The following is a 24,142-nucleotide window of genomic DNA, read 5'->3' as shown; positions in this document are numbered from 1 at the left end:
TAGTCGATTGACAAAAGTATTGACACGACCTATACTGTGTATATAAATGATACAGTTCATCTTTCATTAACTGTGCCCTGCGAAGCACAGTATATTCGCGAGATTAACTGAGTAGAATCTTGCACAGATAAAAATTTTCCTTTGGAGGGAACCATATGACAACAACTCAAAGCAATTCACAAGAAACTCAAACGAATGAACAATTGAATGCAACTTTCTTTGATGTTTTAAATAGCCGTCGTTCTGTACGTGAATACGACAGCAGTGCAGTAATTTCTGAGGAAGAAATCAGAGACATTCTTGCAACTGCGATCAAAGCGCCATCTTCATCGAATATGCAGCCTTGGCGTTTTCTCGTTGTAACTGATCCTGAACTGAAGCAAAAGCTGCTTCCCATCGCATTTAACCAAAAGCAGGTAGCTGCTGCATCAGCGATTGTTATTGTTCTAGCTGATTTGGAAATGTACACGTTGTCCGAAAAAATTTATGGATCTGCGATTGAAGCAGGTTTCATGACTGAAGAAGTGGGCAACAACTTTATTGCGAATTCTACGAAAATGTACTCAGCTTTGCCAGCAGAGCGCTTGAAAGAAATCGTTGTATTTGACACAGGCCTAGTGGCGATGCAGCTTATGCTGACAGCTCGTGCTAAAGGGTATGATTCCGTTCCTATGGGCGGATATAACCGTGATCAAGTGATGGAACTGTTTAATATTTCGGATCGTTATTTGCCGACATTGATGCTTCCAATTGGCAAAGCAGCAGTAGAAGGCCGTGAAACAACTCGTCTATCGGTTGATGATGTTACATTTTTCAACAAATTTTAATTTATCGATAACCAAACAATAACAAAAAAGCGACCCTCAGATAGTGGGGGTCGCTTTTGTTATTCTAACGATAAGTAATTAGGAGTTCGCCATTGCATTCTGCTTTAATTCACCGTTTAAACGAGCTAATCCCTTCAAAGTATGGCAACAGCCGTATACGGTTATGTGGTTGGGCAGAGATTCATTACTGAAATTCGGTGAATTCGGTTCCGGTGCCTTCTTCCTTTGAACCTTGTTTGTTGCGGTAAAAATACCAGCAGTCATTAAGCAGCTTAATTTGTCTGCGGTCTTTCTTTTGAAATGCACGCATCATTTGATTGCACAGCCACTGTGGCATACCTATCGTTCTCCTTCCCCAGGCCTAACTTGTTGTAATACTACAATATGGGGAAGGGCGTGTGTCCGTGCAGGTCCTACCTATATACTCTGTTCTTCTTCATACTCTTCGTACCACTGTTCAAGCTGAGCTTGCAGAGCGCGAATTTCTGTTAAAAGCGAAATAAGCGGATAGGACTTCTCTTGAACGCCGGCAAAATCCTTCTCAAGGCTGTTGATGTAATCCAGGCCCGAGACGATATTAATGGAATTGTCGTGAAGCTCAACATCGTTGCACTCAGCTACAGCATAAGGCAATACTGGAACATGCTCTGCCGTTAGCTTGTCAATTTCTTTATGAAGCCGGAGGTTAAGCGCGCTTAGCTGATAAGCGTGCGATTCAGGCATTTCCACGAAAAAGATGATGTCATTTTGTTTCAATAGGACGTAGCGCATAGTTGCCATAATAATTATTGATCTCCCCTTTAGTTTGTTACCGTAGATATACTGTAAATTTTCTGCACATTTAATAATTCCTACTTGACAGTGTAGCCTATGCCAGCTTTAAAATTCAAGTAGTTGGGGGAGAATAATGAATGAATAATGAGGCGCTTCAGCAATGGGTTGAGCATATTTCGATAACCTTTTTTAATCGTCCGTTTTTACATCAAGCTACATTCAACAGCCGACTTAAAGCAACAGGAGGACGCTACTTCACAAGGTCCCATAATATTGAGATCAGTCCTCATCAGCTTTCGGCTTTCGGGCATGAAGAAACCGAGAAAATTATTAAGCATGAGCTTTGCCATTATCACTTGCATATATTGAAGCGGGGGTACCAGCATCGCGATATTGAATTCAAACAGCTGCTGGCTCAGGTAGGCGGCTCACGCTATTGTCAGTCCTTGCCTGAACGCGCGCAGCGTAAGCAGCAGCCATTTCGGTACAAGCTTATTTGTACCAAATGCGGGATGGAGTATCTGCGCAAAAGGAAGATTGATCCGGCTAAATACGCTTGTGGAAAATGTCGCGGAAAATTAGTGTTAAAAGTGATTGACAATCAAAGTAGTACATGATATATTATTACTTGTCACTTTTACTTTTCCCTGATAGCTCAGTTGGTAGAGCACTCGACTGTTAATCGAGTTGTCACAGGTTCGAGTCCTGTTCGGGGAGCCAGATTTGGAGAGATACCCAAGTGGCTCAAGGGGACCCTCTGCTAAGGGGTTAGACTGCGTAAGTGGTGCGAGGGTTCGAATCCCTCTCTCTCCGCCACATTTTTCTCACAAGTGTTTGCAACGGGAAGACCGTTCATCCGGTCTTTTTTATTTGCCACAGTGGTTGCAGCATCGTGGAAATCTCATTTGAAGTGTTCTGTATGGCCCGTTGGTCAAGTGGTTAAGACACCTCCCTTTCACGGAGGTAACAGGGGTTCGAGTCCCCTACGGGTCACCAATTATTCACACAAAAAAATGTACTAGCTCTTCGGAGCTCGTTTACAATTACAGCGAGAGCCATTAGCTCAGTTGGTAGAGCACCTGACTTTTAATCAGGGTGTCGAAGGTTCGAGTCCTTCATGGCTCACCATTTTCTTGATTAAGAAGATGAGAGCGATGAACGTTCGACTTATAAATGTGCGGTAGTGGTGGAACGGCAGACACGCTATCTTGAGGGGGTAGTGTCCCATGGACGTGCAGGTTCAAATCCTGTCTACCGCACCATAACTTACTCTTTGCCGATGTATATAGGTGAACTTAGAAGGTGTCATTTTGCATGCACTTTTCTGATAGATGATGCCACTTTATATTCAGATCATAAATCTGACTAGAGAGTGGTTTTTTCGTTATAAGTTGCTCGAGCCGTGAAAACAGATGCATCATTAGAGATGAGGAGCTGTAAACATGAAAATAAACTTAAACTTTACGAACAAGGGACAAGCAGCGATTAGCAAATTTAACAACGAGGAATTGCTTGAGATTTTCGCACGGTACAGCAATACCTTAATGAAAAAATACTCAATCGAAGTAACTGTACCTGCAGAAGGCAATGAAGCGATTATCGAAAGAGGCAAATTGTCCGTATTTGTGGACAAAATCGAATGTGACGTTGAAACCTTCTTCAAAGAATTGGGAAGAGACGTTAAGGTGCCGCTTAAGAAAAGACTTACGCCTGAAGACAAGTTAGACAATGTATTTAAGGCTGAAACGATTGAATCGTAAGGCTAAAATTATATTTTAAAAAACTTGAGAAAAAATGCTTGAACTTCTGATGATAAGCTGATATAATCATTTTTGTTGTCTCAAGCATATTTGTTCTCTTAGTTCCAGACGGCCCGTTGGTCAAGTGGTTAAGACACCTCCCTTTCACGGAGGTAACAGGGGTTCGAGTCCCCTACGGGTCACCATTAATCCTCAAAGTGTACCAGCTCTATGGAGCTCGTTGCAATCACACGAGAGCCATTAGCTCAGTTGGTAGAGCACCTGACTTTTAATCAGGGTGTCGAAGGTTCGAGTCCTTCATGGCTCACCATTTTCTAGAGTAAGAAGATGTGAGTGAAGGATCGTACAATTTACAATGTGCGGTAGTGGTGGAACGGCAGACACGCTATCTTGAGGGGGTAGTGTCCAATGGACGTGCAGGTTCAAATCCTGTCTACCGCACCAAAGTATATAAATCGTACGGCTCTAGAGATAGAGCCGTTTTTTTGTGTGTTCTAACAAAAAAAAAGCTCTACTTATCGTCATATTTAAAAAGTGGGAATACTAGAGGTTGGAATAGTTGATTATATATTCTGACCGTTATATATTTATCGAAGTGGGGGTGTACAAATGCCGGGGGTTCATAGTAATTTAAAAGAAATCATGAGAGCTAAAGATCCAAACCTATCGATAAGGCAGCTTGCCAAAGATATTGATTATCATTTTGATTCTGTTCGGAAGATGTATAAGGATGAGATGGTTCAATATCCGCGGGATCTGCTATGGAGGTTATGCAAATATTTTGATGTAAGTCCTGGACAGTTTATTGTAGTCGTTCATGATGATAAAGATATAGATCCGGATAAATAAAAGGGAACCCTGTACATATTGTATAGGGTTCCCTTTACTATTTATATGATAATTATGCGGAAGCGACTGTTTCTTCGGCTTGTGCTTGCGAGATTTTAACTAACATCGCACCAGGATCGGACAAAACCTCGATGCCTTCATGGAAGGAGAGGTCAGACACTAGTAAATGATCTCCTATTTTAAGGCCGCTAATATCTACCTCGAATGCGCTGAGCAGATTGTCTGGCATGCAGCGAACCTCTACTTCGTACATCTCAACTTGAAGCATTCCGCCTTCTTTGACACCTGCTGGTTCTCCGGAGAAATGAATCGTTACTTTCGAATCTAAACTCACATTCATATTCAATTGATAGAAATCAACGTGAACAATTTTATTGCTTAGCGGATCTCTTTGTATATTTTGAATTAATACTGGCTTATTCCCTTTTTCCGGAATAGCTGCATTTAAAATGGCGCGCGGGTTGTGCTTTATGACTGATAATATTTCTTTCTCAGCGACGATAACAGAAATGCTGCCGACATCCTTGCCGTATACAATAGCTGGTACCTGTCCTTGCTTTCTTAATAGATTAATCTTAGATTTGCTTAAATCGACCCGTTCGTTTAACTGGATAGTATTGCTCATCATTTGTTGCCTCCTAATCGAATGGGGTACTGTCAAACCGACAATAAAAAAGACTGATTAGCAATAGAATGTCTAATCAGCCCGCTAACGACCATATTTTCTTGTCATATGTTAATTTTATCACAAGTTCTCTACTTGTCAAATCAGCACAAATCCCGTTCGATTGACAAGAAAATATGGTCGTGTTAAGGTTTAAACAGCAGATAGGAGCGGAATTGCAAGAAAAGGCAGCAACTGAAAGCTGTTAAGTGGTAACACTGGGATAGCTAAAAACCAAAAGCATATCGTTTAATCTCGGAAATAAAGACATCTTTATTTCTTTTTTTTATTTTCATTTGTAAATATTTTTAAAATAAGGGAGAGATTTCATTGAAAAAGGTTTTAATCAAGCGGAATATAGCATTTTTGGGAACGAGCTTGCCTAGAGAATGCGGATTAGCTACTTTTTCTCAGGATCTGATGAATGAGATCGAACAAATTCAAGATTTTAATGCACCACGCATGATTGCCGTTAACAACAATAAGTCCTATGCGTACGGTAATCAAGTGATGGCTCAGATTGGACAGCACAATCGTGCAGATTATAGCAAAATAGCAATTGATCTAAATCAATCTAATATCGATATATTAGTCATTCAGCATGAGTTCGGTATTTACGGCGGGGAAAGCGGAGAATATGTTTTGGATTTGGCAGCGAAGCTCAAAATTCCGTTTATCGTTATTTTTCATACCGTATTGTCTGAACCGAGCGAGAAGCAGCGTTTAATTATGAAGCAGCTGGCGGAGCTAAGCTATAAGGTCATTACGATGGCCCATAACAAAATACAGGATTTGCATGAGGTTTACGGCATAGCGCTTGAAAAGATAGAGATGTTCCATCATGGAGTTCCGGTCGTTGCGACCGAATCTAGAAATGAGCTTAAAGAAAGGTTAGGGTATACGAATCGGCAAATCATTTCAACATTCGGTTTTTTAAGCCCAGGCAAAGGAATTGAATATGCCATAGAGGCCATGAGCGGCGTAGTGAAGAGGCATCCGGAAGCACTTTATATGATTTTAGGCAAAACGCATCCTGTTGTGAAACAAGAGGTTGGAGAAGTGTACAGAAAGAAGCTGACAGACCTAGTAGAGAAGCTTGGCCTTCAGCATCATGTTACGTTTGTTGATAAGCATCTGACGCAGGAGGAGGTTGTTCAATCTCTTGTATTGTCGGATATTTATATGACGCCTTATCTTGGCAAGGATCAAGCTGTAAGTGGAACGCTAGCATTCGGAATTGGTTACGGCAGGGTGATTATTTCGACTCCATATCGCTACGCTGTTGAGATGCTGGCTGACGGAAGAGGATTGCTCGCAGATTTCCACAATTCCGCATCATTAGAAAACCATATTGTAACGATATTGGACGATCCGGATCTAAAAGCGGAGATGGAGAGCAAGACGCTCGCTTTAGGCAGTACAATGATGTGGAATGAAGTCGCCAAATCTTACGCGGTACTTTTCCGTGAAACGATGGCACGTCATTATGTGTTAAAAGGGAGTGCGGTTTAATGGGAGTAAGTATGATCAAGCCGTTATCCATGAATTATTTACGCTCATTAACAGATGATACAGGCATCTTCCAGCATACTAAATTCGGCATTCCAGACCGTTCCAAAGGTTATACCTCCGATGATAATGCAAGGGCTTTGATTGCGGCAGTTATGCTCAATAAGCGCATTAGAGACAAGGATTCCTTGAACCTTATAAATACGTATTTGGCCTTTATTCATCATGCTCAAAATGAAGACGGCAGCTTTCGAAACTTTATGGACTACAACCGTTTGTTCATAGAAAAAACAGGCTCGGAGGATTGTTTGGGGCGCTGTTTGTGGGCGCTCGGATTTACACTTTCGGAGCCATCCGTCCCGCATAATGTGCAAAATACATGTAAATATATGATCAATCAGGCGCTGCCGCATGTGCGGAGCTTGAGATCGCCAAGAGCGATGGCTTATGCAATTATCGGCTTAACTTCCATGATGCAGACGGAGAACGCGCTCCGTTATAAGTTCCCATATCCGAATATGGAAAGCGATGACCCAGCCTTTCTTCCAGAGGCTCAAATCGTTTCGATAATTGAGGAATTAGCGATGAGGCTGCATACGCAGTATCAAAGCAATAAAGGAGAGGGCTGGCCGTGGTTTGAGGATCGTATTGCTTACGGCAATGCGATGCTGCCTTGGGCGCTTTTCAAAGCATCACATTTTTCGCATAAAGAAGCATTCAGACAAACCGCTAAAGAAAGCTTGGACTTTCTAGCCTCAATAACTTTTGCAAAAGAAGGTTATTTCAAACCCGTGGGCAGTCATGGCTGGCTTGATAGAGGCGGAGAAGCAGCGTTATATGACGAGCAGCCGATAGAAGCTTGCGAGATGCTGTTAGCCTGCTTAGAGGCATACAAGACGTTAGGGAAGGAAGCCTATCGCGAGCAAGCTTCCTTATGTTATGAATGGTTTCATGGGCGGAACTCCCGTAAAGAATCGTTAATAGATGCAGAGACCGGCGGCTGTTATGATGGCATACATGCAAGCGGCCTGAATTTAAATCAAGGCTCGGAGAACATTGTTTCATACTGCATGGCTCATGAGGTGATGCACAATGAATAAATTTGCTACGATTCTCGCAGGCGGAGGCGGAACACGTTTCTGGCCTTTATCCCGGCAGGAGCTGCCGAAGCAGCTAATCAATATAAGCGGCACCGACATTATGCTCAATGATACGATTGAACGCTTTAACGGCGTTATTCCGATGGAAAACACGATCGTAGTAACGAATCGCACCCAAGCGGTGCTGCTCGAGAGGATCATGCATAAGAGTGTTCAGCACGTTAACATTCTGGTAGAGCCGGTTGCCAAAAATACGGCAGCGAGCATACTCCTTGCGGCTTTATTTATTGAGAAAAACCATGGTGATTCTCTTATGGTCGTATTTCCATCCGATCATCATATTACCGAATCGGATAACTTTAAGAAAACATTGAATGATGCTTGCATCGTGGCTATGGAGACAAACAAGATTGTTACGATTGGCATCAAGCCTACCTTTCCTTCAACTGGCTATGGCTATATTTCTTGCAAGAAAGACTCTTTCATTAAGGAGCCTTGTCATGTTTATGAGGCAGCCGAATTTGTCGAAAAACCTAATTTCGCAAAAGCACAATCCTATCTTCAATCCGGTCATTACTTGTGGAACAGCGGTATGTTTATTTGGAAAACCTCTTGCATCATTGATAATTTCAAAAGGTTTCTTCCAAGACTCTTTAAAACAATGCTCCCTTTAATTGCGTATATGGGGACGGAGCGCGAAGAAGAAATGATTAATGAGATTTATCCTTTGCTGCAAAACATTTCAATCGACTATGGTATTTTAGAACGCAGTGACGAGGTTGTCGTTATTGAAGGCGATTTTGGATGGAATGATATTGGAAGCTGGGATGCGCTCGGCGCGATATTTCCTCCAGATGAGCATGGAAACATTGTCAAAGCGAACTACGTAGGCATCGACACACAGAACTCCATCATCTACGGTGATGACCGGCTCATCACTACAATTGGAATTGATGGTCTGATTATTGCGGATACCAAGGATGCGCTGCTGATATGTGCCAAAGACAAGGCGCAAGAGGTAAAGGAAATCGTTAGAATTTTGAAGGATAAGGGAATGCACGAATACGCCTAAGAAAGGCTCACATTCAAATGAACCCCATGATGAAGCTCGAATGGATAACGAAAACATGCAAAGAGCTGCTGCTAGAATATGAGCCTGCTCAAAAACAAGGCACGAAGCTTTATTTTGCTGGCGTTGGGGACCGCGATGTTTACAATATTACTGCTCCATTCTTGAATGAGGGGGAGCTTTATATTGCCGGCCGTGTGGAAGATCGCCATTCGGAGGAATCCGAGATTATCTTTTTTACATGCAAAGATGGAATCTGGACTCCGAAGCTGGATTTGCCTAAGTTTCAGCTGCAGGATCCCTTTATTACGAAAATTAACGGCGAATGGATCTTCGGCGGTGTCCATCTTTATTTTGACTCTGAAACATCGAGGTCGATCATAGGCTGGAAAACCGTGCTTTACCGAGGAGAAAAATTGCATGAGCTTGTACATGCTGCAACAGGCCCTTGGAACATGAAGGATATTCGCTTAACACAATTATCTGATGGGAAGATCGGTATTTTTTCGAGACCATTTGGGATTGAAGGCACGAGAGCTGTAATCGGCTTCAGCATTATTGATTCCTTTGAGGAGTTGTCCGAAACAGCTATTATTAACGCTCCATTGTTTCGTGATCAATTTCTAAAGGATGAATGGGGAGGGGCAAATGAAATTCATTTGCTCAAAAATGGGTATCTCGGCGTATTAGGCCACATCTCTTATACGGATGAGGAGTCCAATCTACATTATCATGCGATGTCATTTGTTCTCAATCCTTGGACGAGAGAGAAGTCACCGGTCAAAATCATAGCAACAAGAAGCGACTTCCCTGAGGGCCCGGCTAAACGCCCGAATTTAGTTGATGTAATCTTCAGCGGTGGACTGGTCCGCAAGGCTAACAACCGTGCGGAGCTCTTTGTGGGAGCTAGTGACACGGAGGCGCATTACATCGATATTGCAGACCCGTTCACGGAGTACGAAGCGATGAAGCAAGATGAAGCTGAAAGCTAAAGCTGGCTGCTAGGCTAAGGGCGAATGGTAACACGCGTGCCAATAGGCACTATTTTGGACAAGGCGAGTACATCATCGTTAAACATTCGGATGCAGCCGTGTGAGACGATATGTCCGATGGAAGAAGGATCGTTTGTGCCATGGATGCCATAATGCGGCTTCGAGAGCCCCATCCAAAAGGCGCCGAACGGTCCGCCGGGATTGGGCTGCTTATTAATAATCGTAAATTCACCTGTAGGCGTTTGAGTTACCATTTTGCCGATGCCAACGGGAAAAGCTTGAGTGACGACGTCGCCGTCCAGCAGATAGAGCTGACGATCGGAAAGATCGATGATAATACGGTAGTCGGGCATGGGGGACTCACTCCTTTTCTCCTATGTTATGTAGAGCGGCAGCGGTTTGCTTCAAAGGATTTAGGCGCACCAAAAAAAAGAGAGCCTAAGGATGTCTCCTAGGGCTCTTTGGTCATTTTATTTTATAGTCAATAACTCTAGCAATATTCTGCCTCGCCCTCGTTTTCCCTCACATTGTTTATGCGCTTGTTTTACATCTGCTAGAGAAGTTAAATGTACCTTGATGCTATTAAGGAAGCAAGCAGGCACTTTTTTGCGGATCGTAACGATTCCTTAAGATTAGCTTGCTCAGCTTCTATGGTACAATAAAAGTAATAGATGAATGAACATCATGATTTTTCTTAAAGAGGTGCAGTTTATGATCCTAGTAAGCTCTTGTTTAGCTGGATATGAGGTAAGATATAATGCTACGCATAGTGTAAATGAAATCATTCAACAATTGGTGCAGCAAAAGAAAGCCGTTGCTGTATGTCCTGAATTGCTGGGCGGTTTCTCTACTCCAAGAGAGTCAGCCGAAATTGTTGGCGGCGACGGCGATGATGTGTTGAACGGTACAGCTAGAGTAGTAGAGAAATCGGGCAGGGACGTAACGGCGATGTATGTGGAAGGTGCACACATTACGCTCAAAAAAGCGAAGGAAGTAAATGCGGAAGTGATTGTACTTAAGGAATACAGCCCTTCTTGCGGCAGCGCCATGATTTATAATGGAGAGTTTAAAGGCAATAAGAGGACTGGAAATGGGGTTACGACCGCCCTGCTTAGAAGAAACGGCATTAGAGTGATATCCGAAGAGCAGCTTGGGGGATTTTTGGTGGAAATGAGTTTCTAGCAGAAATAAATTTTTGAAAAATAATAGAGCCATAAATAAAAAGGAGCCTCTTAGGAGGCCCCGTCTTTCGTGTTTAGTGACCTGATGATTCGTGGTCGTTGGATAGCTTAAGTACGTCAAATACTTTGAACAATAGACTAAGTATAATAGCTACTACAGTTGCAAGCGCCATCCCAGTAAGCGAGAAGTCTCCGATTGTAAGCTTTACGCCGCTAAGTCCAGTCACAAGAACGACGGTTGTCAAAAACAGGTTGGTCGGTTTGCTGTAATCCACTTTGGACTCAACGAGCATCCGGAAGCCGGAAGCAGCAATAACACCGAACAGCAGCAAGGATACACCGCCCATAACTGGCGTTGGAATTCCGGAAATAAGTGCAGAGAATTTACCAGAGAAGGAAAGGACGATCGCAATGACAGCCGCGCCGCCAATGACAAAGGTGGAGTAAACCTTTGTGATCGCTAGCACACCAATATTTTCGCCATAGGTCGTGTTCGGCGTAGAGCCTACAAAACCTGATAGAATGGTGGAAATACCGTTGCCCAGCATAGAGCGGTGCAGACCTGGGTCCTTCGATAGGTCTTTGTCTACGATATTGCCTGTAACAACCAAATGCCCAATATGCTCGGCAATGACGACAAGCGACGCAGGTGCAATCGCAATAATCGCCGACCAGTGGAACTCAGGGAATGTGAAATGCGGCAATTGAACAAAGCTATTCTCAGCGAGTTTGCTGAAATCAGTGAAGCCCATGAAATGAGCGAGTACATAACCTGTAGTAATACCGATCAGAATCGGAATAATGCGCATGAATCCGCGGAATAAGACGGAACCTAGCACCGTTACGGCAAGGGTGACGGTAGATAGGATTACGATCTTTGGATCCGGGCTCCATACGACGGCAGGATCGGCATCAGTCGGAATAATCCAGCCTGCCATCCGAGCAGCAACTGGAATGAGCTCTAAACCTATAATCGCGACGATTGCCCCCATCGCTGCTGGAGGAAATACAACATTGATCCAGCCGGTGCCTGCTGCTTGAATGATGAGAGCGACAATCGTAAAGATAACGCCTGAAATAATAAATCCGCCTAATGCGGCTGCATAGCTGCCTCCGCCCACTTGATCGCCGATTACGGCGCCTGCTGGAGCGAGAAATGCAAAGCTGGATCCGAGATATGCTGGAATCTTATTGTTGCATATCCAGAGATAAAGAAGTGTTCCGATTCCGTTCATAAGCAAACAAATTGCCGGATCAACACCGAGAATATTCGGTACGAGCACGGTAGAGCCGAACATAGCAAATAAATGCTGCAAGCTTAGCAGTGCGCTTTGCAGGGCAGGCGGTCTTTCATGAACCCCAATTGCTTTTTTCATGAGAATAAGCTCCTTCAATTTAATAGGTTGTCTATTTTTGACCCTTGTTGATTCTACATAGTGAAGCGGGGTTTGACAAGTGTTTTCTTATCATACGCTGGTCATATACGAATACATTAATGAAGAAGGGGAGGTGAAAGGATGGAATTGTGGGTGATATGGCTTATTCTCGCTGGCATACTGATCGTCGTGGAAATGCTGACGCTTACATTTTATTTGCTTTGGCTTGCGATTGGTGCTATAGTCGCTGCCGTCATTGATTGGTTTTGGCCGGGCTCATTTGTCGTGGAGCTGGTGGCTGGGTGTATCATTGTCCTTATCTTGACTATCTTCACAGGTCCAATTACTCGTCGTTTCCATTCCTCAAAAGGTTTTAAGGATGCCGTGGACGAGCTCGTCGGCAAACAAGGAATTGTGCTTGAGGATATTGCGGCAGATGTACCCGGTATCGTCAAGGTGGGAAATGAAACGTGGAGTGCAGCATCGAATGAACGGTTATTGAAGGGTGATACAGTTAGGGTTGTCAGTCGCGGAAGTGCAGTGCTTCAAGTTGAGAAATGGGGAGGCTAACTAGATATGGGTTATATTATTGCGATTATTTTATTGGTTATCGTTGTCGTTTTTGTATCATTATCGATCAAAATCGTACCGCAGCAAAGGATAGGCGTTGTCGAGCGTCTAGGGAAGTTTAATCGGCTGCTTACGCCGGGGGTTAATATTCTAATTCCGATTATTGATCATGTACGAACGTATCATGATTTGCGTATTCAGCAGGCGAACGTTCCGCCGCAAACGGTCATAACGAAGGATAACGTACAAGTCAAAATCGATACGATTATTTTTTATCAAGTGACCGGCCCAGAACAGGCTACATATGGCATATCTGATTATGTATACGGGGTGCGAAATATAAGCACAGCTACAATGAGGCAAATTATTGGTAAAATGGAGCTTGATGAAACATTATCAGGCCGTGAGAAAATATCGACCGACATTCGAATCGCCCTTGATGAAGCGACAGAGAAGTGGGGCGTGCGCATCGAGCGCGTAGAGGTTATTGATATTCAGCCGCCAGCGGACATCCAAGATGCAATGGATAAGCAAATGAAGGCGGAGCGAAGCAAACGAGCAATGGTGCTTGATGCTGAGGCGGCGAAGCAGGATATGATCTTGCGGGCAGAGGGCGACAAGCAAAGTAAAATATTGAAGGCTGAAGGCGATAAGGAAGCTAGAATCCGTCAAGCGGAGGGTCAACGCCATGCGCAGGAGCTGGAAGCGCTTGGTGAAGCGAAGGCCATTCAATCCATCGCTGAAGCTGAGAAAAATCGAATTGAGCTTATACGCTCTGCAGGACTAGATGAGAATGTACTGACGTACCGCTCACTCGAGGCATTATCCGATATCGCTCAGGGAGCTGCGAATAAAGTGTTCATTCCAACACGGGCAATCGATACACTTGGCAGCATTGGGGCCATTGGGGAAATGCTTAAAGCGAGCAAATAAATATAGTGATTGCAAAAAAATGTCTCAGGAGCAGTGTATTCTGCTTTTGGGATATTTTTTTGCAATCGTAAATATCCGATATTATATTTTTCTAAAGTCAGTGGGTTTGCAGTACGAATCATAATATTCTTGGATAGTTCAACATGAGATTCACCCTTAAACTTAAAAAGAAAGCGCTTTATATTAAACGAGTAAGAGGAGGAAATAATGTTGAGTAGTTTTAAATTCAAGAAAGGTTGGTCCATTATTTTTGCATTGCTTGTGTTATTCCAAACGGCGGTCGGTGCGAATACGATAGTTGCTGAGGCTCAGACGCCGGGTGCTGCTGTAAACAGCCAATCCTATGAGGCTGAGGCAGCCGTTAATCAGCTTAGCGGTAAAGCAGAGGTTAAGGACTGTGAGCTTGCGGTTGGCTGCTCAGGCAATAAGCTGGTAGGCAGTCTGTGGGGCGGCTCTGCTTTGCAATTCAACGCAGTGAATGTGGATACTAAAGGGATCTATACGATGACGGTGCATTACATATCGGGCGATCCGAGATCGTTAGCCGTCAGTGTGAACGGCGGCGGAACCGATCATTATGATTTGCCGAAAACGGCAGATTGGAGCACGCGAGGGACTTACGAGATCCAGCTGGAGCTCCGTCAAGGCGAGAACGTCATTCGTTTCGATGATGAAGGCGGATACGCGCCGGATATTGACAAGATCGAGCTGAAATTGCTGAATGCAGGTCCGGGTACAGATCCGAATGAGCCGCCTGCTGGAAGCGGACAAGTGTATGAAGCGGAAGGGCAGGACAATAAGCTAACCGGCAATTCTGCCGTACGCTCCTGCAAAGCGGAGACGGAATGCTCCGGTGGAAAAAAGGTCGGCGACATTTGGGGCGGCTCAACGCTGCTTTTCCAGAAGGTTGCTGCTCCAGCAGAGGGGATCTATACCTTGAAGGTGAGCTATATTTCCGGCGATCCTCGGTCATTTTCCATTCGTGTGAACAATAGCGAGAAAGAGACCTATTCCCCGCCTGCGACTGCGAACTGGGATACGGTTGGCGTGTTCAGTATTGAGGTACAGCTGCAAGCGGGCAGCAATACTATTTTATTTGACGATAATGGCGGATGGTCGCCGGATATTGATAAAATCGAAATCATCAGCTCGCAGGCACCAGGCGAAAATCCGGGTGATGTGGATGGGATCGGCAATATTGGCAAGCAAATCGATTCCAGTAAATTTGGCTCGATTAAAGTGGAGCAGCATAAGTCAGGCGTCACTTTAACAAACGGCGTCTACAAAATCATTTATAACACGGAGTCTGGACTTTCAGCGTTCGAATGGAACAATAAGACGATCGCCAAAGGGTTGTACAGCAGTATCCAATTGGACAAGCAGCTCGACAGCAAAAACTACGCTGAGCATTTGTTCTCCATGAAAAAAGTTGAAAAAATAAATGACGGTCATGGCAAAGGCATTCGGTTAACGATTGAGAATCGTGAGTCCGGTCTGCCAACGATGAAGCAAATTTATCAAATTTATGAGCGTTTGCCTTATTTTCTAATTAGTCAACAAGTTACGGGGAAAGACACACTCAGCACAAATGATATGGCTCCTCTTGTACTTAATGCCAAGGGTGGAATTGATTTTGGAAGCTACTCGGATAATAAGGTGCTGGTGGCTCCGTTCGATAATGACGCGTGGTCTAGATATCAAGCGCGGACGATAAATACAAGTCTGAACAACAATAATTATGTCAGCTCAGAATTGACAGCTATTTATGATAATACTAGCCGAAATGGATTGGTTATTGGTTCAGTCACACATGATAAATGGAAAACAGGAATCTATTGGAGCGGTTCTGATAATCGTTTAAACAAGCTCAAGGTATACGGCGGTTTCTCTTCCCCTACCTCGACGCATGATACGATTCCACATGGAAAGGTAACGGGAACGACGATTACTTCACCGCAAATTCTCGTTGGTTACTATTCCGACTACCGCCAGGGCCTTGAGAGCTTCGGTCAAGCGAACGCTGCAGTTGCTCCGCCGCTTGCATTTAAGCACGGTGTGCCAAAGGGTGTGCCTGTGGGCTGGAACAGCTGGGGCGCATACGAAAGTGATTTAAGCTACGATAAAGTAGTCGCTGTGTCTGATTTCTTCAAGAAAAATTTGCAGAAAAATTCCTTCTCGAACAAAGGCAATGTTTATATTAATTTGGACTCCTATTGGGATAATCTGTCCGAGGAGCAGCTGAAGCAAGCAGTTAAGGTTATTAACAAAAACGGGCAAAAAGCCGGCATTTATTATGGCCCTTTTGTTTATTGGGGCGATAACATGAGTCAGGTCGTAGAGGGTACAGACGGGAAATACACGTATGGAGATATTATTTTGCGGGATCAAAGCGGAAGCCCGCTGCCGAAAGTAGACGGCGCCTACGCGATCGATCCGACTCATCCCGGCTCTAAGCAGCGGATCGAATATTATTTCAAACGGTTTCTTGATTACGGATATGAGTATATTAAAATCGATTTCTTAAGCCATGGCTCCTTCGAGGGCAAACATTATGACCCTAATGTCCAAACAGGCATTCAGGCTTACAATCAAGGCATGGCTCATATCAATAAGGTGCTTGACGGAAAAATGTTCATCAGCGCCTCTATTGCTCCTTTATTTCCGAGTCAATACGCCCACGCTAGACGGATCTCATGTGATATTGACGGCTCACTGAGCCGTACGGAATATCAGCTAAACAATCTTACCTATGGCTGGTGGCAGAACGGAACGATCTATCCGTATACCGATCCAGATTATATGACGCTTGTGAAGGGCGGTTCGTTTGATGCTGCACAGTCTCGGGTCAATTCAGCGGCAATTTCCGGTACTGTATTTCTAAGCTCAGACGATGTCAGCAATCCGGCAGCACAAGAATTGATGAAGAAGCTGCTCACTAACAAGCAAGTGAATGAGGTTGCACTTAAAGGTCAGGCGTTCAAGCCTGTCGAGGGCAACACAGGTACAGGGGCTGCGGATACATTCATCATGCAAGAAGGGAAGGATTACTATCTTGCTGTATTTAACTACACGAATGCCCCAGTGTCGAAAACGGTAGATTTTGCGCGTGTTGGCATTCCATCGTCCTCCAAAGTAAAAATTACGGACCTATGGACGAATGCATCCAGTCAGGCAGCAGGTAAACTTAGAGTGGACTTGAATGGCGCGCAATCGAAGCTTTACAAAATCACCGTAAAATAAACCAGAAGCAAGAATCATGACTAAGCAGCTATGGCTGTGAAACCGAAAAATCCCTCAAGCAATAGTGCTTGAGGGATTTTTTATTGTCTAGCATGTTAACGTCCAGGAATTCTTATCGTTACCGTTGTGCCAATTCCAAGCCTGCTGTAAATAGAGACGCCATAGGATTCGCCGTACAAAAGTTTAATTCGATTGTCGACGTTGCGAATGCCATAACCAGACAAGTTGTCGCTGCTAACCGGCAGCTCTTCTCCGCTATGGCCGCGCATATGCATGCCCATGCCGTCATCGATAACTTTGAGAATGATATCATGGCCGTCGCGATAAGCCTTTATCATAATGTTAATTCCGAGCGTGTCGTCCCAAATGGCATGGTTCATCGCGTTTTCAACGAATGGCTGCAGCGTTAGCTTTACGATTGGGCAGGGCAGTACGGATTCCTCGATTTGATAATGCACGCGAATGAGTTCGCCGAATCTCACCTGCTGGATGGCAACGTAGTAGCGGGTAAGCTGAATTTCTTCATGGATTGAAAGTTTGTTTTTCCCTTTGTTGAGCGAGATCCGGTAAAACTTTGCTAGATCTGTAACCATTTTGTTCATTCGCTGATCTGAATTTCGAATGGCAAGCGACGATATGGAGGCGAGTGTATTGTACAAAAAATGCGGATTAATTTGCGCTTGCAGCACATTCATCTCGGCTTCTCGCTTATCGATTTCTTTCTTGTATACGTCGGAAATTAAATTGCTGAGCCGCTGCGCCATCTTCCGCAGCACATTTCCGATTTGGCCAATTTCATCGCGTCCAAGCGGCCTTATGTCGAAGAGATCGAACTCCTCTCTTTCGATACGCCGGATCATGCCGACTAAATAATCGACGCGTTTCGTAAATTGTCTGGCTGTGGCGTAGATGAACAGCGTCATAAGCCCAAAGCTGATTAATGCAAAAATTAAAATCCGCTTAGCTGTTTTATTTGCTTTGGTAAGGAAGCTGCTGTAAGGGACCAGCGAGATGCTTTTCCAACCGAATTTGGTCGTATTATAGACGACTAGCATTTTTTCTCCATTAAAGCTGCTGTCGAATCTTCCTTCTCTGGCGCTCGGAAATTTCTCCTTCACAAATTGATTAAGCGGACGATTTAACATGTTTTTGTCCTTAGCGGACATAATAAGGCCGCTATCATTGACGATTAATATCGTTTTCTCTGAAGTCTCTTTCTCCATCAAACGGAAAATATCCGATTCCAAAATGTTGATGGTCAAAATTCCATAGGCATTGTCTAGATTGCTAATATTAAGCATGCGTGTCAGCGTAAACATGGAAGGCTGGTCAACAACAGGGGGCGTTGCTACAAACCGAACATTTCCGTAGCTGTTAAGCAATGAGCGGTACGTAGTCGACCGTTTGAACGCATCATCCATTCGTTTAATGTAAATGCCGTCAGCTGGTAGCGAATCGTTATTAATATAAATAGACATGGAATGAATATCTGGATTTGTAGTCAGCATATTCGAAAAGGTGTTATTAATGTATTGATAGGCATCAACAAACAGAGAGGGCTCCTCTGTATAGTTATTCGTTAAGTAAGCGCGCAGCGAATTGTTTAAATAAAGATTTGCTGAAAGCTTTGTGTACGTATCCAGCTTATTTTCTAAATTTGAATTGATTTGAGCAACAGACGCAACGGAGTTCGTGTACATTTGGTCAGAAAGCTCGCTCTTAATCGTCTGATAAGAATATAGAACAAAAAACACTAAAGGAATAATGGCCCCGAGTAAAAACATGACAAACAGCTTTTCTCTTAGCCGCAAATTGTTAAAAGGCCTCGTCAGCCAGCCTGTTACCTTTTTCATGCGCTCTCACTCCAGCCTATAGATACATTTTCCGAAACTCATTAGGTGTACTGCCTTTGTGCCTATGGAAGATGGAGCAAAAATAAGAGACGTTCTCATACCCGACGCTGTGAGCGACCTCACGCACCTTAAGGGATTTGTCCTTTAACAAGTCAGCTGCCCGGTTCATACGAACCTTCGTTATATAATCAAGAATCGTCTCACCCATTTTTTCTTTAAAAATGCTTCGAATATAGTTGGGTGATAAGTAGACCTCCTTGGCAATCTCCTCGACCGTAAGCGGCAAATGATACCGTTCACTAATAAGCTTAACGATTTGGTCGGCTACGGCTTGATTGCGGTCAACATCTCTTTCGCTTAAAGCCTTTCTTATTTCTTCACAGAAGTGCATGACATAAGCTTGAATCTGTGAGGATGAGCTCATCGACGAGATTTCCTTCCAATGGTCCACAAGCAGCAAGTCCTTGAGCGAGCCTGCAAGCAGCATGGAGAAATGCTGCTCTAATGCAGCCATTAGCCTAATAATGGCTCGAATAGTAAAATTTCGATGGATACGTTCTACGCGAATCGTTGAGAAGAGCGCTTCTAACTGCATGGTTACCTGCTTGGCGTCTCCTGACTGCAAGGCGGAAGCAAGCCGAGCTGCAAGCTGCTCGCCATCATCATCCGTTTGTTTGGTAGGCAATAAATCATCCGGCGTTATGACGGCTCCGCCGAGCTTGAAAAACTTCTCCTCATTGCAAGCTCGCGCCTGCAAGTAGGCATCCCAAATAAGATGAAACCCGGTATGCGGCGCGGACAATCCTATCGTAATTTGTGCGCCGAAGGAGAGGGAGAGCTCCTCTCGGAACTTTTCCCAGAAACCCATTGTAGCTATTGCGGCTCTCTGCTCATTTCGCCATTGAAAGAGAACGAATAAAGCATGTGGCTCGCTTTCAACAACAATAAAGGAATCGAGGTACTGCCGGGCAATAGTCCGCAATAGCTCCACTCTATCGGGAGAGGCTTCGCTTGCTGGCTGCGCCGAAATCGGATAGTCTGCCGGCGCATCTATCGTTGCATAAAAGGCTGTAAACTCCCTGCTTGCACTGAAATCAGATGAGCTAAGCTCCCATTTCCGAATCCAATCCTTTCGCTTCTCTTCATTTGGCTCGCGTATAATACGGGTCATCCATTTTTCACGCAGCCATTCTCCGCCCTGATCTGATAACTGTTCCTCCTCGCACTTTTTCTTAACCTTCTCAATTAACGCGATCAGCTCCTCCATATCTATCGGTTTTAACAAGTAGCCAGTCGCCTCAATGTTCAGCGCTGCCTTAATATACTGAAACTCGTTATGTCCGCTCAAAAATATGATTTTTACGTTCTTATCGATTTGCTTTGCTCTTCTTCCGAATTCCAGCCCGTCCATAATGGGCATACGGACATCTGTCAAAATAATGTCAGGCTTTAATTCAGCCAGCTTGCTAAGCGCTTCCTTGCCATTTCGCGCCGTCCCCACGACCGTAATGCCGATTTTGTCCCATGGCACATAATGCTCCATCGTTTCGAGCTCAATGGCTTCATCATCCACTATCAAAATGCTGTACATGCTTGTTCCCACCTTTTATCATGTATCTGTTTTTGAATGTTTATTTAGTTTATCTGCAATACCGCATTTCAACAATGGAGCATATGGAAGTGTGTCGTTTTGCGTTACAAATCGGTAAATGCTTGTATAGAATGGGCAGGGCGGCCGACCTATAATGAAGTCACTAAGCAACGCAAGATTGGCAGGAGGTTATTAAATGGAATCCATAATGAAAGCGGAATCAAGTAAATCTGTTCCACCCCAAAAGAAGCGCAGCATTGGAAATTCAAATGTATGGGGGAGATTGAAGGAACAGCGGCTGTTATTTGTACTCATGCTTCCGGCTTTAATCGTCACACTCATATTTTCATACGTTCCCATGTTTGGCTTATACATGGCTTTCATTAATTACTCGCCAGGCGGAGGATCATTTTTCGGACAGTTTTTTACAACAGAGTTTGTAGGGCTGGAGTGGTTTAACTACTTCTTTACGAATGGCGATTTCGTTAGAGTAATGCGAAATACGCTGGCACAAAGCTTTCTATCTCTGTTATTCGGTTTCCCAATGCCGATTATTCTTGCCTTAATGATTAATGAAATGCGAAATGGCTGGTTCAAACGGACGTTTCAAACGGTATCTTACATGCCTCATTTTATTTCTTGGGTCATTGCCGCAAATATTATTATCACGGTACTTTCTTCAAGCGGTGTCATCAACAATTTGTTGACGGGGCTTGGAATTATCGATGAGCCGATTCAGTTTATGCAAAATGGTCCGCTGTTCTGGTGGATTATCGCTTTCTCCAACACATGGAAGGACATGGGCTTTAACGCCATTATGTATTTGGCCGCTATCTCAGCTATTAACCCGGAGCTGTACGAGGTGGCGAAGGTAGACGGGGCAAGCCGATTAAAGCAAATGCTGCACATCACGCTACCGTCTATTAAACCGACCATTATCATTCTTGCCATTTTAGCGGTAGGCGGAATATTGAATGCAGGTTTTGATCAGCAATTTTTGATGCAAAATAATACGGTGCTCCAATATTCGGAAGTTATTGACACGTACACGTACAAATATGGTTTGCAAAACGGAATGTTCTCTTACGGAGCAGCTGTTGGATTATTCAAATCGGTCGTCGCGTTTATCCTTGTACTAAGCGTCAATAAGATGGCCAAAAAAATGAATGAACAGTCGTTGTTCTAGGACAAACAAGAAAAGGAGAACACTTCATGGCAAAATTTAAAAATGATTTTCTGTTTATGTCGATTGTCTACTTATTCATCATCGCGGTGTTTATCGTAACCTTTTATCCTTTCTGGAACATATTTATCATTTCGTTTAATAGTGCTGAAGATACGCTGCGAGGAAATCTGTATTTGTGGCCAAGAGATTTCAGCCTAGCCAGCTACAAGCAAATTTTATCCGATAGCGAGATTTGGACAGCCATTAAAGTTACGGTGCTGCGGACGCTAATCGGAACGCCACTCGCGGTTATTGTCATTAGTATGCTTTCCTATTCACTAAGTAAACGCGAGCTCGTTGGAAATCGGTTCTGGTCACTGTATTTTGTGTTCACGATGTACTTTGGCGGCGGGCTCATTCCATATTACATGGTGCTCAAAAGCTTGCATCTCATTGACAGCTTTATGGTGTTTATTTTACCGGGCATGATGAATGTCTTTTATATGATTATTGTACGAACCTTCATGCAGCAGCTTCCGCAGGAGCTGGATGAATCAGCAAAAATAGACGGCGCTAATTACATGCAAATTTTCTTCAAAATTATATTGCCGCTAACGACACCAGTGCTCGCGACGATCGGCATGTTTACGGCCATTGGCCACTGGAACGCTTGGTTCGATTCCTATGTGTTCACGTATAACTCTGATCTTAAGACGCTTCAGGCCGTGCTCGTAAAAATCTTGAATCAGTATCAAACCAGCTCCATGGTTGGCGATGCACAGCAGCTCGCTGATGCTTCGAAACGACTGGCCGTGTCTCCGGATACGATTCGGATGGCGGCAACTATGGTAGCAACGCTTCCGATATTAATGGTTTATCCATTTTTACAAAAATATTTTGTTAAAGGCATGACCCTTGGTGCAGTAAAAAGCTAATGAAGCGGGAACTTTGTTGGAGGTGATGCCGATCACGCTTAAATAGGGATGAAAATGTACTATAATAGAATCACTTACGAGGGGGATTTATACTATGCGTACTAAAAAATGGATCGTATTATTTTTAAGCATGATCGTTGTCATTTCCGTTTTATCAGCTTGCGGCTCCAATAATGCTAAAGAAAACGGCAACTCAAGTGCTGGCGAGAATAGCGCTGGAAATGACAAGTCTAACGAACCGCTGACCATAACCTTTTTCGATAAAAATACGGGAGATAAATTCAGCAACGCGGTAGCGGCAGAAATTACGAAGCGGACAGGAATCACAGTAGAAATTCAGCAGCCAACCGGCAATCCTGCGGAAAAGCTGAATCTGATGCTTGCAAGTGATGATCTGCCGGATCTCATCATGTTTGAGAGAAGCAGTGATTTGGTTAACAAATACATTGAGTCGGGTGCTATCATTCCACTAAATGATTTAATTGAAAAAAACGGCCCAGATGTAGCAAAAATGTATGGCGATGTGCTTAACAAAACGCGTTATAAAGACGGTAAAAACTATTACCTTTCCAACTGGTATGGGTTTGAGAATGAGCCTGTATTTGGCTTCAATATGCGTAAAGATATTTTGAAGGAGCTGGCTCCTGATAAAGCAGAAGGCGGAGTGCCTTTCACGGAAACGGAATTCAAGCAGCTATTGCTTGATTTTAAAGCGAAATATCCTACGATGGACGGTAAAGAAACGATCGCTCTATCGATGGATGGAGAAAACTTTGGCGGTACGCTAGGCACTTTCAAAGGGATGTTCGGCATGCTGCCTTTCTATGATGAGAATGGTGAGCTGAAGTTTGATGTGAAAGACCCGCAATACCGCAAAATGATTATGTACATGAATGATTTGTACAGCACAGGCCTGATCGATAAGGAATGGGCGATTAACAAGAAGCAAGCTTGGGAACAAAAACTAGCGACAGGCTCTGTATTTGCTTCAACAGGCGCGTATTGGGATGCTGGAGGAGCAAACACGATTCTGAAGAAGGATCGTGGTGAAGAATCACAGCTGTTTCCTTACAAGGTTGTAGCAGATGGCATAGATCCTGCAAAAACGACATACGGCGGACGCAGCTCACTGGGCTGGGATGCGATTACGATTACTAAGAAAAATAAAAACCCGGAACGCACGATGAAATTTATGAACTTCCTCGCGAGCGAAGAAGGACAATATTTGTTGATGTGGGGAATTGAAGGCCAGCACTGGGATATGAAGGATGGCAAGCATACGCCGCGTCCAGAAGTGCTGCAAAGCTTTAAAGACGATTGGAATGCCTATACCAAGGAATCTGGCATTCGCAAATGGACTTGGTTTATCAAAAACGGAAATGGTTCCGACGGTACACCTTATGACTTAGCGGGCCGCTTCGAACGTGGCGCTGTCGATAAGATGGCACTCAAAAACTTGTCTGACTCGGTGTATGACTCCGTACTCTACGATGGTCTTGGACCGCAGGGAGGAACGCCTGAAGCACTAAATGAGCAGAAGGTTAATGATATTGTGAAGCAGGGGCTGACGAAAGCGATTATGGCGAAGTCTCCTGAAGAAGCAAACAGCATTTTTGATAAAATGCTTAGTGACATGAAGGCTGCTGGAGATGCAAAGGTTGAAGCGATTTATACAACCAACTTCAAAAATCGTGTTGAGCTTTGGAAATAAACATAATGCAAGCATAAAGGAGGCCGGCGCTGCCGGCCTTCTT

22 protein-coding genes and 8 tRNA genes are annotated in these 24,142 nt (G+C 44.0%); 23 read left to right on the top strand and 7 right to left on the bottom strand.

Features of this window, described 5'->3' with window-relative positions:
- The first annotated feature begins 155 nt into the window (after window positions 1-155).
- The gene (locus MHH56_RS26150) at window positions 156-827 is read left to right on the top strand and encodes a nitroreductase family protein (RefSeq protein WP_076271830.1); all 672 of its coding nucleotides are present in this window, start codon (window positions 156-158) and stop codon (window positions 825-827) included.
- Between the two features lie 184 nt (window positions 828-1,011).
- On the opposite strand, the gene cmpA is transcribed toward MHH56_RS26150, so the two are convergent.
- Together cmpA and MHH56_RS26140 are read right to left on the bottom strand one after the other, a co-directional pair.
- Window positions 1,012-1,164: a cortex morphogenetic protein CmpA gene (gene cmpA, locus MHH56_RS26145; RefSeq protein ID WP_339204569.1), complete on the bottom strand. Its 153-nt coding sequence runs from the start codon at window positions 1,162-1,164 to the stop codon at window positions 1,012-1,014.
- Window positions 1,165-1,244: 80 nt separating this feature from the next.
- Window positions 1,245-1,607: a hydrolase/acyltransferase gene (locus MHH56_RS26140; RefSeq protein WP_339204568.1), complete on the bottom strand. Its 363-nt coding sequence runs from the start codon at window positions 1,605-1,607 to the stop codon at window positions 1,245-1,247.
- Window positions 1,608-1,738: 131 nt separating this feature from the next.
- On the opposite strand from MHH56_RS26140, the gene MHH56_RS26135 reads away from it, so the two are divergent.
- From MHH56_RS26135 to MHH56_RS26085, 11 genes are all read left to right on the top strand, one after another.
- On the top strand, window positions 1,739-2,218 hold the full coding sequence (locus MHH56_RS26135; RefSeq protein ID WP_076271832.1) for a SprT family protein: 480 nt from the start codon (window positions 1,739-1,741) through the stop codon (window positions 2,216-2,218).
- 27 nt (window positions 2,219-2,245) lie between these two features.
- Window positions 2,246-2,321: transfer RNA gene (locus tag MHH56_RS26130), tRNA-Asn, on the top strand.
- A 5-nt stretch (window positions 2,322-2,326) separates the two neighbouring features.
- Window positions 2,327-2,417: transfer RNA gene (locus MHH56_RS26125), tRNA-Ser, on the top strand.
- A 105-nt stretch (window positions 2,418-2,522) separates the two neighbouring features.
- A tRNA-Glu gene (locus tag MHH56_RS26120) sits at window positions 2,523-2,597 on the top strand.
- A gap of 56 nt (window positions 2,598-2,653) precedes the next feature.
- A tRNA-Lys gene (locus MHH56_RS26115) sits at window positions 2,654-2,729 on the top strand.
- A gap of 49 nt (window positions 2,730-2,778) precedes the next feature.
- A tRNA-Leu gene (locus MHH56_RS26110) sits at window positions 2,779-2,863 on the top strand.
- Window positions 2,864-3,043: 180 nt separating this feature from the next.
- On the top strand, window positions 3,044-3,361 hold the full coding sequence (locus MHH56_RS26105; protein ID WP_076267429.1) for a hypothetical protein: 318 nt from the start codon (window positions 3,044-3,046) through the stop codon (window positions 3,359-3,361).
- A 110-nt stretch (window positions 3,362-3,471) separates the two neighbouring features.
- Window positions 3,472-3,546 (top strand) — tRNA-Glu (locus MHH56_RS26100).
- Window positions 3,547-3,595: 49 nt separating this feature from the next.
- Window positions 3,596-3,671 (top strand) — tRNA-Lys (locus tag MHH56_RS26095).
- A gap of 49 nt (window positions 3,672-3,720) precedes the next feature.
- Window positions 3,721-3,805: transfer RNA gene (locus MHH56_RS26090), tRNA-Leu, on the top strand.
- Between the two features lie 165 nt (window positions 3,806-3,970).
- A complete protein-coding gene (locus tag MHH56_RS26085) occupies window positions 3,971-4,210 on the top strand; it encodes a helix-turn-helix transcriptional regulator (RefSeq protein WP_339204567.1) in 240 nt (79 codons plus the stop codon).
- 52 nt (window positions 4,211-4,262) lie between these two features.
- Here the strand turns inward: MHH56_RS26085 and MHH56_RS26080 are convergent, their stop codons facing one another.
- Complete coding sequence (locus MHH56_RS26080; protein WP_339204566.1) at window positions 4,263-4,838, bottom strand: 50S ribosomal protein L25; 576 nt, start codon at window positions 4,836-4,838, stop codon at window positions 4,263-4,265.
- A gap of 366 nt (window positions 4,839-5,204) precedes the next feature.
- On the opposite strand from MHH56_RS26080, the gene MHH56_RS26075 reads away from it, so the two are divergent.
- The 4 genes from MHH56_RS26075 to MHH56_RS26060 are packed head-to-tail and all read left to right on the top strand — an operon-like array spanning window position 5,205 to window position 9,544.
- Window positions 5,205-6,386 (top strand): glycosyltransferase family 4 protein, encoded by a 1,182-nt coding sequence (locus MHH56_RS26075; RefSeq protein ID WP_339204565.1) that lies wholly within the window; start codon window positions 5,205-5,207, stop codon window positions 6,384-6,386.
- Window positions 6,386-7,483, top strand: coding sequence for a glycosyltransferase (locus MHH56_RS26070; RefSeq protein WP_339204564.1), 1,098 nt, complete (start codon window positions 6,386-6,388; stop codon window positions 7,481-7,483). The genes MHH56_RS26075 and MHH56_RS26070 overlap by 1 nt, the downstream gene beginning before the upstream one ends.
- Window positions 7,476-8,555, top strand: coding sequence for a mannose-1-phosphate guanylyltransferase (locus MHH56_RS26065; RefSeq protein WP_339204562.1), 1,080 nt, complete (start codon window positions 7,476-7,478; stop codon window positions 8,553-8,555). The genes MHH56_RS26070 and MHH56_RS26065 overlap by 8 nt, the downstream gene beginning before the upstream one ends.
- A 26-nt stretch (window positions 8,556-8,581) precedes the next feature.
- On the top strand, window positions 8,582-9,544 hold the full coding sequence (locus tag MHH56_RS26060) for a DUF1861 family protein (RefSeq protein ID WP_339204561.1): 963 nt from the start codon (window positions 8,582-8,584) through the stop codon (window positions 9,542-9,544).
- Between the two features lie 14 nt (window positions 9,545-9,558).
- On the opposite strand, the gene MHH56_RS26055 is transcribed toward MHH56_RS26060, so the two are convergent.
- Window positions 9,559-9,897 (bottom strand): L,D-transpeptidase, encoded by a 339-nt coding sequence (locus tag MHH56_RS26055; protein WP_076267434.1) that lies wholly within the window; start codon window positions 9,895-9,897, stop codon window positions 9,559-9,561.
- A 358-nt stretch (window positions 9,898-10,255) separates the two neighbouring features.
- On the opposite strand from MHH56_RS26055, the gene MHH56_RS26050 reads away from it, so the two are divergent.
- Complete coding sequence (locus MHH56_RS26050; protein WP_339204560.1) at window positions 10,256-10,726, top strand: DUF523 domain-containing protein; 471 nt, start codon at window positions 10,256-10,258, stop codon at window positions 10,724-10,726.
- Window positions 10,727-10,799: 73 nt separating this feature from the next.
- Here the strand turns inward: MHH56_RS26050 and uraA are convergent, their stop codons facing one another.
- On the bottom strand, window positions 10,800-12,101 hold the full coding sequence (gene uraA, locus MHH56_RS26045) for a uracil permease (protein WP_339204559.1): 1,302 nt from the start codon (window positions 12,099-12,101) through the stop codon (window positions 10,800-10,802).
- 141 nt (window positions 12,102-12,242) lie between these two features.
- Between uraA and MHH56_RS26040 the strand changes: the two genes are divergently transcribed.
- The 3 genes from MHH56_RS26040 to MHH56_RS26030 all read left to right on the top strand — a co-directional run bounded on the left by MHH56_RS26040 (window position 12,243) and on the right by MHH56_RS26030 (window position 16,844).
- On the top strand, window positions 12,243-12,671 hold the full coding sequence (locus tag MHH56_RS26040; protein WP_339204558.1) for an NfeD family protein: 429 nt from the start codon (window positions 12,243-12,245) through the stop codon (window positions 12,669-12,671).
- A gap of 6 nt (window positions 12,672-12,677) precedes the next feature.
- A complete protein-coding gene (locus MHH56_RS26035; RefSeq protein ID WP_339204557.1) occupies window positions 12,678-13,604 on the top strand; it encodes an SPFH domain-containing protein in 927 nt (308 codons plus the stop codon).
- Window positions 13,605-13,811: 207 nt separating this feature from the next.
- Window positions 13,812-16,844: a carbohydrate-binding protein gene (locus tag MHH56_RS26030; protein ID WP_339204556.1), complete on the top strand. Its 3,033-nt coding sequence runs from the start codon at window positions 13,812-13,814 to the stop codon at window positions 16,842-16,844.
- A gap of 95 nt (window positions 16,845-16,939) precedes the next feature.
- Here MHH56_RS26030 and MHH56_RS26025 read toward each other — a convergent pair whose 3' ends face one another.
- Both MHH56_RS26025 and MHH56_RS26020 read right to left on the bottom strand, forming a co-directional pair.
- Window positions 16,940-18,697, bottom strand: a complete 1,758-nt coding sequence (locus MHH56_RS26025; RefSeq protein ID WP_339204555.1) for a sensor histidine kinase — start codon at window positions 18,695-18,697, stop codon at window positions 16,940-16,942.
- Window positions 18,698-18,713: 16 nt separating this feature from the next.
- Window positions 18,714-20,288, bottom strand: a complete 1,575-nt coding sequence (locus MHH56_RS26020) for a response regulator (RefSeq protein ID WP_339204554.1) — start codon at window positions 20,286-20,288, stop codon at window positions 18,714-18,716.
- Between the two features lie 196 nt (window positions 20,289-20,484).
- On the opposite strand from MHH56_RS26020, the gene MHH56_RS26015 reads away from it, so the two are divergent.
- From MHH56_RS26015 to MHH56_RS26005, 3 genes are all read left to right on the top strand, one after another.
- A complete protein-coding gene (locus tag MHH56_RS26015) occupies window positions 20,485-21,474 on the top strand; it encodes an ABC transporter permease subunit (RefSeq protein ID WP_339204553.1) in 990 nt (329 codons plus the stop codon).
- A 26-nt stretch (window positions 21,475-21,500) separates the two neighbouring features.
- A complete protein-coding gene (locus MHH56_RS26010; RefSeq protein ID WP_076267442.1) occupies window positions 21,501-22,388 on the top strand; it encodes a carbohydrate ABC transporter permease in 888 nt (295 codons plus the stop codon).
- Between the two features lie 94 nt (window positions 22,389-22,482).
- A complete protein-coding gene (locus tag MHH56_RS26005; RefSeq protein ID WP_339204552.1) occupies window positions 22,483-24,099 on the top strand; it encodes an ABC transporter substrate-binding protein in 1,617 nt (538 codons plus the stop codon).
- Window positions 24,100-24,142 lie beyond the last annotated feature (43 nt).

Source organism: Paenibacillus sp. FSL K6-3182 (assembly GCF_037976325.1).
In the GTDB taxonomy this organism is placed as follows: domain Bacteria; phylum Bacillota; class Bacilli; order Paenibacillales; family Paenibacillaceae; genus Pristimantibacillus.
Note: the sequence above shows the minus strand (reverse complement) of the source record. Positions and strands in the feature narration are given on the sequence as shown.